The organism is Streptomyces sp. BE20 (assembly GCF_036322525.1).
Taxonomy (GTDB): domain Bacteria; phylum Actinomycetota; class Actinomycetes; order Streptomycetales; family Streptomycetaceae; genus Kitasatospora.
Map to the genome: position 1 here is coordinate 109159 of NZ_JAQYWW010001134.1, position 13938 is coordinate 123096.

At 71.1% G+C, this 13938-nt stretch carries 14 protein-coding genes and 1 tRNA gene; 8 read left to right on the plus strand and 7 right to left on the minus strand.

Annotated features, from left to right (window positions below; all coding sequences use genetic code 11):
• Window positions 1–139: 139 nt before the first annotated feature.
• Together PUR61_RS35375 and PUR61_RS35380 are read right to left on the minus strand one after the other, a co-directional pair.
• Window positions 140–1417 carry a PTS transporter subunit EIIC gene (locus tag PUR61_RS35375; protein ID WP_329883631.1) on the minus strand — a complete coding sequence of 426 codons (1278 nt, stop codon included), beginning with the start codon at window positions 1415–1417 and terminating at the stop codon, window positions 140–142.
• A 924-nt stretch (window positions 1418–2341) separates the two neighbouring features.
• On the minus strand, window positions 2342–3631 hold the full coding sequence (locus PUR61_RS35380) for a PTS transporter subunit EIIC (RefSeq protein WP_329883632.1): 1290 nt from the start codon (window positions 3629–3631) through the stop codon (window positions 2342–2344).
• Window positions 3632–4057: 426 nt separating this feature from the next.
• Between PUR61_RS35380 and PUR61_RS35385 the strand changes: the two genes are divergently transcribed.
• From PUR61_RS35385 to rdgB, 4 genes are all read left to right on the plus strand, one after another.
• Complete coding sequence (locus tag PUR61_RS35385; protein WP_030060521.1) at window positions 4058–4291, plus strand: glucose PTS transporter subunit EIIB; 234 nt, start codon at window positions 4058–4060, stop codon at window positions 4289–4291.
• A gap of 290 nt (window positions 4292–4581) precedes the next feature.
• Window positions 4582–5316 (plus strand): ribonuclease PH, encoded by a 735-nt coding sequence (gene rph, locus PUR61_RS35390; RefSeq protein WP_329883634.1) that lies wholly within the window; start codon window positions 4582–4584, stop codon window positions 5314–5316.
• Between the two features lie 166 nt (window positions 5317–5482).
• Complete coding sequence (locus PUR61_RS35395; protein ID WP_329883635.1) at window positions 5483–5872, plus strand: hypothetical protein; 390 nt, start codon at window positions 5483–5485, stop codon at window positions 5870–5872.
• 20 nt (window positions 5873–5892) lie between these two features.
• Entirely contained in the window at window positions 5893–6498 is a 606-nt protein-coding gene (gene rdgB / locus PUR61_RS35400) for an RdgB/HAM1 family non-canonical purine NTP pyrophosphatase (protein WP_329883636.1), read from the plus strand.
• A 70-nt stretch (window positions 6499–6568) separates the two neighbouring features.
• Here the strand turns inward: rdgB and PUR61_RS35405 are convergent.
• The 3 genes from PUR61_RS35405 to PUR61_RS35415 form a co-directional block, all read right to left on the minus strand.
• Window positions 6569–6652: transfer RNA gene (locus PUR61_RS35405), tRNA-Leu, on the minus strand.
• A gap of 7 nt (window positions 6653–6659) precedes the next feature.
• A complete protein-coding gene (locus tag PUR61_RS35410; RefSeq protein WP_329883637.1) occupies window positions 6660–7382 on the minus strand; it encodes an HNH endonuclease signature motif containing protein in 723 nt (240 codons plus the stop codon).
• A gap of 73 nt (window positions 7383–7455) precedes the next feature.
• Window positions 7456–7941 (minus strand): HPP family protein, encoded by a 486-nt coding sequence (locus PUR61_RS35415; RefSeq protein ID WP_329883638.1) that lies wholly within the window; start codon window positions 7939–7941, stop codon window positions 7456–7458.
• 94 nt (window positions 7942–8035) lie between these two features.
• Here PUR61_RS35415 and PUR61_RS35420 point away from each other — a divergent pair, with 94 nt between their 5' ends.
• Complete coding sequence (locus PUR61_RS35420) at window positions 8036–8644, plus strand: CGNR zinc finger domain-containing protein (protein ID WP_329883639.1); 609 nt, start codon at window positions 8036–8038, stop codon at window positions 8642–8644.
• A 312-nt stretch (window positions 8645–8956) separates the two neighbouring features.
• Complete coding sequence (locus PUR61_RS35425) at window positions 8957–11341, plus strand: chitinase C-terminal domain-containing protein (protein WP_329883751.1); 2385 nt, start codon at window positions 8957–8959, stop codon at window positions 11339–11341.
• Between the two features lie 112 nt (window positions 11342–11453).
• Here PUR61_RS35425 and PUR61_RS35430 read toward each other — a convergent pair whose 3' ends face one another.
• Entirely contained in the window at window positions 11454–12182 is a 729-nt protein-coding gene (locus tag PUR61_RS35430; protein ID WP_329883640.1) for a hypothetical protein, read from the minus strand.
• Between the two features lie 164 nt (window positions 12183–12346).
• On the minus strand, window positions 12347–12823 hold the full coding sequence (gene bcp, locus PUR61_RS35435) for a thioredoxin-dependent thiol peroxidase (protein ID WP_329883641.1): 477 nt from the start codon (window positions 12821–12823) through the stop codon (window positions 12347–12349).
• A 174-nt stretch (window positions 12824–12997) separates the two neighbouring features.
• Between bcp and PUR61_RS35440 the strand changes: the two genes are divergently transcribed.
• Window positions 12998–13309, plus strand: coding sequence for a DUF3618 domain-containing protein (locus PUR61_RS35440; RefSeq protein ID WP_329883643.1), 312 nt, complete (start codon window positions 12998–13000; stop codon window positions 13307–13309).
• A 215-nt stretch (window positions 13310–13524) separates the two neighbouring features.
• On the plus strand, window positions 13525–13827 hold the full coding sequence (locus PUR61_RS35445; RefSeq protein ID WP_329883752.1) for a GroES family chaperonin: 303 nt from the start codon (window positions 13525–13527) through the stop codon (window positions 13825–13827).
• Window positions 13828–13938 lie beyond the last annotated feature (111 nt).

A 13938-nucleotide genomic window follows, 5' to 3' on the forward strand; every position in this document is an offset into this window, starting at 1 on the left:
GGCACGGGCGGTCTCCGGTACGGGGCGCGGACGGGACCCGCTACGGGACCCGGGCGGGGCACGCGAACGGCCCCGCCCCGCCACCCGGGGGAGCGGGTGGCGGGGCGGGGCCGTGAGCGGCGTCAGGTGGTTCCCGGCGTCAGGCCTTGGTGACGTCCTCGATCTCGTCGTCGTCCTCGCGACCGGGGGTCTTGAGGTCGAACTTGACGATCGCGAAGCGGAAGAGGAAGTAGTACAGGGCGGCGAACGCCAGGCCGAGCGGGATGATCATCCACGGGTCGGTGGCCTTGTTCCAGGCGAGCAGGTAGTCGATCAGACCGCCGGAGAAGGTGAAGCCGTCGTGCACCCCGAGCGCCCAGGTGAGGGCCATCGAGACGGCGGTGAGGAGCGCGTGGATGACGTACAGCAGCGGGGCGATGAAGACGAAGGAGAACTCGATCGGCTCGGTGACACCGGTGACGAAGGAGGTCAGCGCCAGGGACAGCATCATGCCGGTGACGGCCTTGCGGCGGTGCGGCTTGGCGGTGTGGGCGATGGCGAAGGCGGCGGCGGGCAGCGCGAACATCATGATCGGGTAGAAGCCCGACATGAACTGTCCGGCGGTGGGGTCGCCGGCGAAGAAGCGGGTCAGGTCGCCGTGCACGACGGTGCCGTCGGGCTTGGTGAAGTCACCGGTCTGGAACCAGGCGAAGGAGTTCACGAACTGGTGCATGCCGACCGGCAGCAGACCGCGGTTGACCAGGCCGAAGGCGCCTGCGCCGAGCGCGCCGGCCCCGATCAGGGTGTCGTTCAGGCTCTTGATGGCGTCGCCGATCGGGCCCCAGGTCAGGGCGAAGAGGACACCGACGGCGGTGCCGACGAAGGCCATGATGATCGGGACGAGACGGCGGCCGTTGAAGAAGCCGAGCCAGTCGACCAGCTTGGTGCGGTGGTACTTCTGCCACAGCACGGCGCTGAGCAGACCGATCACGATACCGCCGAGCACACCCGGGTTCTGGTAGGTCGGGGCGACCCACTTGCCGTCCGTGACGTGGCCCTCGGTGATCGGGAACGCGGTGAGCACGTTCTTGTAGACCAGGAAGCCGACCAGGGCGGCGAGGGCGGTCGAGCCGTCGGCCTTCTTGGCGAAGCCGATGGCGATGCCCACCGCGAAGAGCAGCGGCAGGTTGTCGAAGACACCGTTGCCGGCGGTGGCGAACACCGCGGCGACCTTGTCCCAGCCGAGGCCGTCCTTGCCGAAGACGTCGTCCTGGCCGAGGCGCAGGAGCAGACCGGCGGCCGGGAGCACGGCGATGGGCAGCTGCAGGCTGCGGCCGATCTTCTGCAGACCCTGGATCAGGTTCTGGCCGAACTTCTTGGTGGGGCTTGGCGTGGCCGGAGCCGCGGCGGGCGCCGGTGCCTGCGCAGACTGACTCATGGGGGTGGGTTCCTAACGGCAAGGGCGGGTCGGTCGGGGGACAGGCACAGGGGGCCGAACCGCGAACTGGTCTACACCACACGTGGTGTAGACCAGTTTTGTAGCACGGGTGGAGAAGGGGGGGAACCCCCGAAAGCGCTGCTGATGGGAAGCGCTATGAAATCGAAACCTACTTGCGGATCGACGATCATGATTACCCGCGGTGATTGGGATTTTGGCTATTTGCGCAACAAAAAGCCGGGACCCCCGGCAGGCCCGGCCCGCAGGGCCGTCGGAGGCCGGACGGGAGGGGCCTCGGGAGCCCCGGACGGCCCCGGACGCGGGGGAGGGGCGGGCGGGGGTCCGCCGGAGGACGGCGGGGGAGGTGGCCGAGGTCGCGGCGGCCGGGGGAGCCGGGCCCGAGCCGGCCCGCCCCGGACGGTCGCGGCCCTGCGGGGCGCCGGTGTCATGTACCCCCCTCGCCGGGCACCCGGTAATCGTCGTCGGGATTGCTCCCGGGTCCGCCGCCGCGATCTCTTCGCGCAGGAAACCGGAGGCGAAACGGCAGGGCGGCGGTGGTGGCGGATTGTCCGGCGGTGGTTCTCGGCGGGTTGTGATCTTCCCCCCACCCGGACCCCCACCCGGACCCCCCGGCCGCGGTCCGCGGGCGCCGTGCCCGCCCGGTGTCCCCCTGCGGCCCACCCGTTGCCCTCCTGTGCGGGCCCCGTTGCCCGTCGACGCCTGCCCGCCGTGCCCGCCGGTGCTGTCCGGGTGCCGCCCGGGCGCAGGCCGGGCGCGGTCGGGGTCGTGGTCCTGTCCCCGAATTTCCGGCCCCGGAATTGTCCGGAGTCTCGTGTCGGGACCAAAGGCCCGCCCCGGATAAGCCGAAAGCCCCCGGACCGGTCGTCCGGGGGCTTTATCGGATAGCTCGTGGTGACGCTCGGTTTATGCCTTGGTCACGTCCTCGACCTCGTCGTCGTCCTCGCGTCCGGGCGTTTTCATGTTGAATTTCACGATGATGAACCGGAACAGCACGTAGTACACGGCGGCGAAGCAGAGCCCGATCGGGATGATCATCCAGGGCTTGGTGGCCAGGCTCCAGTTGATCGCGTAGTCGATCAGGCCGGCCGAGAAGCTGAACCCGTCGTGTACCCCCAGCCCCCAGGTGACGGCCATCGACGCGCCCGTCAGCAGCGCGTGCACCGCGTACAGCGCCGGGGCGACGTAGGCGAAGGAGTACTCGATCGGCTCGGTCACGCCCGTGACGAAGGAGGTCAGGCCGACCGAGAGCATCAGGCCGTAGATCTCCTTGCGCCGGTGCGGTTTGGCCGCGTGGGCCATCGCCAGGGCGGCGGCGGGCAGCGCGAACATCATGATGGGGAAGAAACCGGAGGTGAACTGGCCCGCCGTGGGGTCGCCGGCCAGGAAGCGCGGGATGTCGCCGTGGACGACGGCGCCGTCCGGTTTCGTGAAGTCGCCGAACTGGAACCAGACGAAGGTGTTCAGCAACTGGTGCATGCCGATCAGCAGCAGTGCGCGGTTGGCGAGACCGAAGATGCCCGCGCCCCACGCGTCCAGGTCGGCGAGGGTCTGGCTGAAGTCGTTGAAGGCCCGGCCGATCGGCGGCCACGCCCAGACCGCGATGACGGCGACCACCATGCCGACCAGGGCGGTGATCATCGGCACCAGACGGCGCCCGTTGAAGAAGCCCAGCCAGTCCACCAGTCTGGTGCGGTGGAAACGCACCCAGAGCCACGCCGACAGCAGGCCGATCAGGATGCCGCCCAGTACGCCCGGGTTCTGGTAGGTCGCCGCGGCCGCCTTGGCGGAGGTGAAGTCCACGCACTGGTTGCCGACCAGCACGGTCGGCAGCTTGCAGTCCTCCGGGAAGGCGTGCAGGACCTGGTAGAAGACGAGGAAGCCGACCACGGCCGCCAGCGCGGTCGAGCCGTCCGCCTTCTTCGCCATGCCGATCGCGACGCCGATGCAGAACAGCATCGGCAGACCGAGCGAGGAGTCCAGCAGCGCGCCGCCCGCCGCCGCGAAGACCTTGGCGACGTTGTCCCAGCCCAGGCCGTCCTTGCCGAAGACGTCCGGCTGACCGAGCCGGTTGAGGATGCCGGCGGCCGGGAGCACTGCGACCGGGAGCTGGAGCGAGCGGCCCATCTTCTGGAGGCCGCCGTAGAAGGTGTGCCACCACGCGGTCTGCGGGGCTGTGGCGCCTGCCGAACTCATCCTTCGCCCTCCGAGAGCAGTTGCCGGCCGCGGGCCCCCGGGGGGACCTTCGGGCAGGGCCAGGAACACCCGGGGCTCTTCCTGCGTTCATCGGAGTACACATATATTGGTGTAGACCACTTCGGGACGCAGGCCGCGAGCACCGGGAGCACGAACCCCGCTGATCGTCATCCTCGGACGGCGGTCCGGGGCATGCGCGCCGGAATGGGCCAAAAGTGGACTAACGTGGCATATCGCTCCGGATCGGGTCATGCTGGTCGCGCTGCCGGGCAGCACGACACGGCATGACGCGGTACGACCGTCGGCTGACCTCGCGTCAGCACCGAACCGGACCCATCACCCCCCGACCTCCGGCCGGGGACGGCAGCACAGCGCACGACGGCACCCGGCAGAGCAGCCGACGGGCCGAGACAGAGGGAGAAAGCAATGGCCAGCAAGGCTGAGAAGATCGTCGCCGGTCTCGGCGGCATCGACAACATCGAAGAGGTCGAAGGCTGCATCACCCGCCTGCGCACCGAGGTCAAGGACGCCTCCCTCGTCGACGAGGCCGCGCTGAAGGCCGCCGGCGCCCACGGCGTCGTCAAGATGGGCACCGCGATCCAGGTCGTCATCGGCACCGACGCCGACCCGATCGCCGCCGACATCGAGGACATGATGTGAGCTGAGCCCACCAGGCTCACCACCCCTCGGCCCGCCCGCCCCCGTGGCCGGCGGGCCGAGGCACGCCCGGACCCGGACGCGGCCCGGACGCACCCCGGGACACCGCCCGGACGCACCCCGGACACGGGCCGTACGGGCACGGCGCCACAGCCCCTCCGGGCGGCCCCCACCACCCGTTCGGACCCCCGCCGCCGCCCGTCCGGCCCCCGGCCACCGCCCGCCCCGGGCGCACCCGGGACTCCACGGGGCGTACCCGGACCACCCGCCGAAACCGGCTACGCTCGGTGCCTATGTCACGCATCGACGGCCGCACCCCCGACCAGCTCCGCCCCGTCACCATCGAACGGGGCTGGAGCAAGCACGCCGAAGGCTCCGTCCTCATCTCCTACGGCGACACCAAGGTGCTGTGCACCGCCAGCGTCACCGAAGGCGTCCCGCGCTGGCGCAAGGGCAGCGGCGAAGGCTGGGTCACCGCCGAGTACTCCATGCTCCCGCGCGCCACCAACACCCGCGGCGACCGGGAGTCCGTCAAGGGGCGGCTCGGCGGACGCACCCACGAGATCAGCCGGCTCATCGGCCGCTCGCTGCGCGCCGTCGTCGACCACCGGGCGCTCGCCGAGAACACCATCGTCCTCGACTGCGACGTCCTCCAGGCCGACGGGGGCACCCGCACCGCCGCGATCACCGGCGCCTACGTCGCCCTCGTCGACGCCGTCGCCTGGGCGCGTGACAAGAAGATCCTCCGCGCCAAGGGCCAGCCGATCACCAGCGGCGTCAGCGCCGTCAGCGTCGGCATCATCGACGGCGTCCCGATGCTCGACCTCCCGTACGAGGAGGACGTCCGCGCCGAGACCGACATGAACATCGTCTGCACCTCAGACGGCCGCTTCGTCGAGGTCCAGGGCACCGCCGAGGGCGCCCCGTTCGACCGCGCACTGCTCGACCAGCTCCTCGACCTCGGCACCCTCGGCTGCGCCGAACTCGACGAGATCCAGCGCAAGGCCCTCGGCTCCCTCGAAGGCTGAGGTCTCGGTTCCGCTTCGGTTCCCCGAAACCCCCGGGCTCCGGCCTCGGTCGCTGTACAGGCCGGGTCCGGAGCCCGTACGGTTCCCGCAGCACCCGGTTGCGGGAACCGTGCACCCTCGGCGCGCGTCCTTCCCTTCCGGAAACCCGCGCACCGAGGAGGACCGGATGCCCCAGAGCATCGCCCGCCCCACCATGCTCGCCGTGGCCGGCCTGATCGCCATCCTCCCGCTCAGCGCCGTGAGTTGCGCGGCCGCCCAGAAGGCGCTCGACTGCGGCAACACCGCGGTCAAGATCACCGGTGACATCACCGAGGTCAGCAACGCCTACAGCAACGCCAGCAACGACGCGGCCGCCGCCGGGCAGGCGCTGCAGAAGCTCAAGAACGACCTCGACCAGCTCGGGAAGAACTCCAAGGACACCGACGTCTCCCAGGCCATCACCGACCTCTCCACCCAGGTCGACAAGGTCCAGCAGGCCGTCAACAACAAGCAGGTGCCGGACCTCAAGCCGCTCGGCGACGCCGCCTCGAACCTCACCAAGGTCTGCACCGGCTGACGTCCGGTTAGGGTGGTTTCATGACCACCCGACTCATCCTCGCCACCCGTAACCAGAACAAGGTCGTGGAGCTCCGCGACATCCTCGGCAGCGCCGGCCTGGACGTCGAACTGGTCGGCGCCGACGCCTACCCGGAGATCCCCGACGTCCGCGAGACCGGCGTCACCTTCGCGGAGAACGCGCTCCTCAAGGCCCACGCCCTCGCCCGGGCCACCGGCCTGCCCGCCGTCGCCGACGACTCCGGCCTCTGCGTCGACGTCCTCAACGGCGCCCCCGGCATCTTCTCCGCCCGCTGGGCGGGCAAGCACGGCGACGACCGCGCCAACCTCGACCTGCTGCTCGCCCAGCTCTCCGACATCGACGCGGTCCACCGCGGCGCCCACTTCTTCTGCGCCGCCGCCCTCGCCCTCCCCGACGGCACCGAGCGGGTCGTCGAGGGCCGCCTCCTCGGCACCCTCCGCACCGAGCCGTCCGGCGACGGCGGCTTCGGCTACGACCCGATCCTCCAACCGCTCGGCGAGACCCGTACCTGCGCCGAACTGACGCCGGCGGAGAAGAACGCCATCAGCCACCGCGGCCACGCCTTCCGCGCCCTCGCCCCGGTGGTCCGGGACCTGTTGGGCTGACGGCACCGCAGGAACGGCGAAGGCCCGCCCCGGAGATCACTCCGGGGCGGGCCTTCGTTTCAAAGGCAAGTGCGGCCTGAGGGACTCGAACCCTCACGGGATTCCTCCCACGGGCACCTAAAACCCGCGCGGCTGCCGATTACGCCAAGGCCGCAAGGCCTTCAGTCTAGGGGCTTGTCGAGGGCGGGGACAGCGACATTCCCGGGCGGGATGCCGTCCCGGTCGCGGTGTGCGGCGGGCCGCTCCCGCCGGTTCTTGTTCCGTCCGCAGTAAGTGTCGGTGACGGCATGGCAGTTCGGGCAGAGCAGGCGGAGGTTCTCCGGCCTGTTGTCGGACCAGTCGCCGTTGATGTGGTCGACTTCGAGCGTGAGGGGTCGCCCCTGCCACACGGGGCCGGTGCCGCAGCCCGTGCACGACTCCGGCCGGCCGAGCTCGGCCAGGGCCAGGCGGATGCGCGAACCGGGCAGCCGTTTGGCTTCCCGGGGGCGCTGCACGAGGAGTTGCTCGGGCGGGATCCTGGCCGGGGAGCGCCTGCCCCGGTGGTGCGCCTGGCCGGTGAAGTGCGAGGTGTCGATGCCGAGCGCCCTGATCCGCCGGCCGATGTGCGCCTGGGTGCCCCCGGCCTGACGCAGGTGGAGGTGGCGCACCACCCCCGCCACGCTCTGCGAGACGGCGACGGCCTCTTCGAGGAGTTCGCGGGTGTAGACGCTTCCCGCCGGCCGGAAGTGCGACGTGTCGACGTCGAACTCGGTCAGTTTGAGGCGCAGGTACTTGCGGCGGTCCTTGTTCGGCTCCTTGCCGAGTGCGATCAGCATCTCGTCGAGCGAGGCGGCGGTCGCCGCGAGGTCCGTGAGCAGCTCGCGGGTGTATCTGGTGACTGGCATGGTTGTCCCCCTTCGGGCGTGTGGGCCCGTCCCCCGTGTGGGCGAACGACCGGCCGGTCGTCCGGTCACGGGCTCACCACCAGTACGTGGGGTAGCGGCGGTTGCGGAGGCGGGCGGCGGCGAGGCCGGTGAGGGTGAGGAGGGCGGCGGCGAGGGCCAGGAGCGGGAGGAAGTGGCGGGGGTCCGGTGAGGTGAGGGTGACGATGACGGCGGTCGCTGCGGCGGGGGAGTGCGGGGTGCGGGCGAGGGTCATGACGCCGAGGGCGAGGCCGCCGGCGATGGCGGCCGACCAGTAGGCGGGGGTGGTGAGGGCGAGGACGGCGTAGCCGGTGAGGGCGGAGAGCAGTTGGCCGCCGATGACGCTGCGGGGTTGGGCGAGGGGGAGGTCGGGGGCGCCGGCGATGAGGGCCATGGAGGCGGCGAGGGGTGGGATGAGCAGGGGGTGTTCGGTGAGGGTGCCGAGGGCGGCGAGGAGGAGCAGGGCGGTGACTGCGGTGGCCGTGGAGGCGAGGACGGCGGCGGCGGCGGGGCGGGCGGGGGCTCGGCTGGGGAGGGGCACGGCGGCGGCTTCCTAACGCTTGTCATTGACTTGTAGCGTTAGTTTGCTCGGCTTGGCTAGCGGATGGCAAGCCGCGTTACCGTTAGGTATGGGTATGGGCAGGGATGTGGTGGAGCACGGTGCGGTCGACGGGATGCCGGTCGACGGCGAGCACGTGGCGCTGGACCTGGTGAACAGCACCTTCATCCGGGGCGGCCTGCGCGGCCACCTGGTGGACGTGCTGGTGGAGCCGGCGGATCTGGCGGCCTGGGTGGAGCGGCATGCGGACGGGCTGGATCCGGCGAGCGCGCCGGCCGGGGAGCTGGGTCCGGCGGAGCTGGCGGCCTTCCGGGAGCTTCGGCGGGCGCTGCGGGCGGTGCTGACCGCGGTGGTGGCGGGCGAGCCGGCGGCGGAGCCGGACGTCGCGGTGGTGAACGAGGCGCTGCGGGCGGCTCCGGGGTGGGCGGAGCTGCCGCCGGGGGCGGTGGGGCGGGCGGTGCCGCGGAGTCTGGCGGGGGAGCGGGGGAGGGTGCTGCTGGCGCGGGTGGCGCAGGCGGCGGTGGAGTTGCTGACGGGGGACCGGCGGGGGTCGGTGAAGGCGTGTCCGGCGCCGGGCTGCATCCTCTTCTTCCTGCAGCAGCACGCGCGGCGGGCGTGGTGTTCGACGTCCTGCGGGACGCGGGTGCGGGTGGCCCGGCACAGCCGCCGACGTGCGGAGGAGTGAGCGCCGCGGCGATCCGGGACGTGGTCCGGAGGGGGGCCTGGCTGACCGTCGACAATCAGCCGTTCGACCGGCGATGTTGGGGAATTGATTACCAATTGGTACAGACCTATTGACCTATGTGGTTCAGACCACATAGCTTCAGCGCCAATCTGCTTTCCCCCACTGTGCGTGCTCCCCCACAGGCACGCGCCGGCACTCTGCCCGGAGGACCGAGTGTTGATCCGATCCACGGCTGAGCGGCGTCCCACCGCTGCTCGCCGTTCCACGAGCCCGGCGGCCCGCGCCGGCCTGGCCTCGCTGGCTGCCGCCGCCATGGCCGGCCTGCTGGTGGCCACGCTGGGCGCGGCGCCCTCCCAGGCGTCCGCCACCGTCGACAACGCGGCCTGTCGTCCGGACGGTCAGTACGCCACGCCCGGCGTCGACGTTCCGTACTGCAGCGTCTACGACACCAACGGCCGCGAGAAGATGGGCGCCGATCACCAGCGCCGCATCATCGGCTACTTCACCGGCTGGCGTACCGGCAAGGACGGCACCCCGCCGTACCTGGTGAGCGACATCCCCTGGGACAAGGTCACCCACCTCAACTACGCCTTCGGCCACGTCGGTTCCGACAACAAGCTGTCGGTCGGCACGGACAACGACAAGAACGAGGCCACCGGGATCTCCTTCCCCGGCGTGCCCGGCGCGGAGCTGGACCCGTCGCTGCCCTACAAGGGTCACTTCAACCTGCTGACCAAGTACAAGAAGCAGTACCCGAACGTCAAGACCATGATCTCGGTCGGTGGTTGGACCGAGACCGGCGGGTACTTCGGGGACGACGGCAAGCGCGTCAACTCCGGCGGCTTCTACTCGATGACCGTCAACCCGGACGGCAGCGTCAACCAGGCGGGCATCGACTCCTTCGCCACTTCGGCCGTCGACTTCATCAAGAAGTACGGCTTCAACGGCGTCGACGTCGACTACGAGTACCCGACCTCGATGAAGGACGCGGGCAACCCGCTGGACTGGCAGCTCGCCAACAGCAAGCGCGGTTCGCTGGCCAAGGGCTACGCCGCCCTGATGAAGACGCTCCGCGAGAAGCTGGACCGGGCGGGCGCCACCGACGGCAAGCACTACCTGCTCTCGGTCGCGGCCCCGTCGTCCGGCTACCTGCTGCGCGGCATGGAGACGTTCCAGATCGCGCAGTACCTGGACTACGTCAACATCATGTCGTACGACCTGCACGGCGCCTGGAACAAGTACGTCGGCCCGAACGCCTCGCTGTTCGACGACGGCAAGGACGGCGAGCTGGCGGCGGCCAACGTCTACGGCACCGGCCAGTACGGCGGCATCGGCTACCTCAACACCGACTGGTCGTACCACTACTTCCGCGGCGCGATGCCCGGCGGCCGGATCAACGTCGGTCTGCCGTACTACACCCGCGGTTTCAAGAACGTGGTCGGCGGCACCAACGGCCTCTGGGGCACCGCCTCGGCGACCACCTGCCCGGTCGGCTCCGGCCTGACCGCGTGCGGTGACGGCGCGGTCGGCATCGACAACATCTGGAACGACAAGGACGACGCGGGCAAGGAGTCCCCGGCCGGGTCGAACCCGATGTGGCACGCCAAGAACCTGGAGAAGGGCATCCTGCCCGACTACCTCTCCAAGTACGGCGTGAAGGACACCGCGCTGACGGGCACCTACGCCCGCAACTACAGCTCCGCCCTGGTGGCGCCGTGGCTGTGGAACGACGCCAAGAAGGTGTTCCTCTCCACCGAGGACGAGCAGTCGGTGGGCGCCAAGGCCGACTACATCGTCAACCAGGGCGCCGGCGGCGCGATGATCTGGGAGCTGGCCGGCGACTACAAGTGGGACGCGGCCGCGAACGGCGGCAAGGGCCAGTACGTCCCGGGCAACACGCTCACCTCGCTGATGTACGACAAGTTCAAGGCGGCCTCGCCGTACGGCGCGATCCGCTCGACGACGGCGCTGCCGCAGCAGACCCTGCCGATCGACGTGTCGTTCACCAACTTCGCGCTGGGTGACTCGAACTACCCGATCAACCCGAAGATCCACATCGTCAACAACTCGACGCTGACCCTGCCGGGCGGCACCGAGTTCCAGTTCGACTACAGCAACTCGGCCCCGGGCAACGCCAAGGACCAGTCCGGCTTCGGTCTGACGGTCATCAAGCAGGACCACACCGGGTCGGGCAACGTGGGCGGCCTCAAGGGCACCTACAACCGCGTGTCGGTCAAGCTGCCGGGCTGGCAGACGCTGGCGCCGGGTGCGTCGATCGACATGGACTTCACCTACTACCTGCCGGTCTCGACCCCGTCCAACTGGACGGTCAACGTGGGCGGCACGCTGTACGGCCTCAAGGGTGACCTGACCCGTGGTGCGGTGAACGGCGGCACGCCGACCCCGACCGTGACGCCCACCGTGACGCCCACCGTGACGCCGACGGTCACCCCGACCGTGACGCCCACCGTGACCCCGACCGTCACCCCCACGGTGACGCCGACCGTCACGCCGACCGTGACCCCGACCACCGGCACCTGCGCCGCTGCGCCGAGCTGGGACGCGGCCACCACCTACGCGACGCCGACCAAGGTGTCGTGGAAGGGCCACTACTACCAGAACAAGTGGTGGACCAAGGGCGACGACCCCGCCGCCAGCGGCGCGTGGGGAGTCTGGAGCGACCTCGGGGCCTGCTGATGACAGCGGTCTCCTGAGGTGAGAGACGGCGGTGGCGGTGCACCCGGTCGGGGGGTGCGCCGCCACCGCTGCGTCGTGCCCGGGGGCGCCCCCGGGGCCCGGCCCCCGGCCGCTACTTCTCGATGTCGCCGCGCATCCCGGCGAAGAGGGCCGCGGCCTCGGCGGGGGTGCTCTTCGGGAACAGGGCCACGCCCGCCGTGGAGGCGTCGGACCAGCCGCAGAGGACGTCGGTGGTGGGTGCCGCCGGAAGCTGCAGGCACTCCAGCGAGCCGCCGAGCGGGCCGGCCGCGTACGGGACGCCGGAGGTCGGGTCGCCGGTGGAGCCGTGCTGCTGGGCGTAGTCGATCAGACCGCGCCAGAGGTGCTCGCGGCGCTTGGCCGGGTCCTCGGGGACGTTGTCGACGGCGACCAGCAGGATCCGGCGGCCGGAGGTCTGTCCGGCGCGGTCGTAGTTCGCGACCACCAGGTGCATGCCGTCGCGCATCTCGCCCGGGTCGACGGGGACGTCGGAGACGGCGTCCGGGCCGGTGGCCCTGGCCAGTCCGCCGGCCGTCCGGGCCTCGACGACCTGGCGCTTGCCGGTCGGCGAGGTCGGCGCGGTCGGCTTGGCGGAGGCCGAGGACGGCGCGGTGGCGGTCGGCGGCGCGGTGGGCCGAGCGGTGGTCGGGGCGGCGGGCTGCCCGGCAGACGGGGTGCTCACGGGCTCGGTGGTCGGCCTGGTGGGCGGCGGCGGCACGGCACTGTCGTCGTTCTCCGGTCCGCAGGCGCTCAGTGCGAGGACGGCGGCGACCACGCCGACGACGGCGAGGCGGGTGACGGAACCGGATCTGGCGCTCTGCACGGCTCACTCCAGGGGCGTGGCGGGACCCGGGCGGCGGGCCCGGTGAAGCAGCACGCTAGGGCCCGCCGCGGACCGCCCGACAGGGCCTTCGCGGAGTGGGGACAGCACCGGGACGAGGCGGTGACGAAGCGGGGCCCCGCCGCGTCCCGGTGCGGTGCGCGGTCTCAGGCGGTCTCGACCTTGAGGTCGCGCAGCAGCTTGGCCACGTGGCCGGTCGCCTTGACGTTGTACAGGGCGTGCTCGACCTTGCCGTGCTCGTCGACGATCACGGTGGAGCGGATCACGCCGGTCACGGTCTTGCCGTACAGCTTCTTCTCGCCGAACGCGCCGTACGCCTCCAGGACCTTCTTCTCCGGGTCGGAGAGCAGGGTGACCTTGAGGTCCTCGGCCTCGCGGAACTTGCCGAGCTTCTCCGGCTTGTCCGGCGAGATGCCGATGACGTCGTACCCCGCGCCGGCGAAGACCTCCAGGTTGTCCGTGAAGTCGCACGCCTGCTTGGTGCAGCCGGGGGTGAGCGCGGCGGGGTAGAAGTAGACGATCACCTTGCGGCCGAGGTGGCCGGCGAGGGACACCTCGTTGCCGTCGGCGTCGGACAGGGTGAAGGCGGGCGCGGTGTCGCCGGGCTGGAGACGCTCACTCACGGGGTTTCTCCTGGTGCTGGACGGGCGGTCGTACCACGGCCAACTTACCCCCGTTGGTGGGTGGGGCCGCGCGGGGCCGCCCGTCAGCTGACACACTGGGTCAGTCGTAGGAGCAGGACAACATCAGTGAATGGGGTGGCCCGAGTGGGCGAGGCGAGCAGTACGGACAAGTCGGTGCGGACGACCGCTCAGATCGAGGCGGACATCTCCCGGACCCGCACCCAGCTGGCGGAGACCCTGGACGAGCTCGCCATGCGGGTCCACCCGACCACCATCTCCGCCCAGGTGAAGGCGAAGGCCGTGGCCACGGTCGAGGAGAAGGCCGGCCGGGCGTACGTGGCGGCCAGCGGGCTGGTCGAGCAGGCCCGGGCGCAGTTCGTGGACGAGAAGGGCCGGCCGCGCAAGGAGCGGATCGTCCCGGCCGCGCTGGTCGGCGTCGGCCTGGTGCTGCTGGTCGCCTCGGCCCGCAAGCGCCGCAAGGGCTGAGCGGGGCCGGGAGGCCGATCGACGTGGGCCGGGCACGGTTGTGCCCGGCCTCCCGCTTGTCGGGCTGCCGCCCTGCCGGGCCGACCTCACACGGCGCGCCCGGGAGCGGTACCTTCGGGATCGTGAGTACGAACGACGAACCGACCCAGCTGTCCCGTTCCGCCGTGAGCGACGTGCCGCGTCACGACCGGCTGGGCGAGAAGCTGCCGATCAAGATGCTGCACGACCGGGTGCTGGTGAAGACCGAGATCGGCGAGGGCGAGCGGCGCTCGACCGGCGGCATCCTCATCCCGGCCACCGCGGAGCTGTCCAAGCGCTGCGCGTGGGCGGAGGCCGTCGCCGTGGGGCAGAGCGTCCGCTCGGTGGAGCCGGGGGACCGGGTGCTGTACGACCCGGAGGACAAGCTGGAGGTCGAGGTGCGCGGCGCGACCTACGTGCTGCTGCGCGAGCGGGACCTGCACGCGGTGGCCGCGATGCGTTTCGGCGACACCGAGGGATCGACCGGGCTGTACCTGTGAACCCCTGACCTGCGAACTTCTGACGCGGAGCACCCGATGCGGAGCACCCGACGCGGAGCCCCTGACACGGGGTCCGCGGCGCGGGGCTCCGGACGGGGGGCTCCGGGCGGG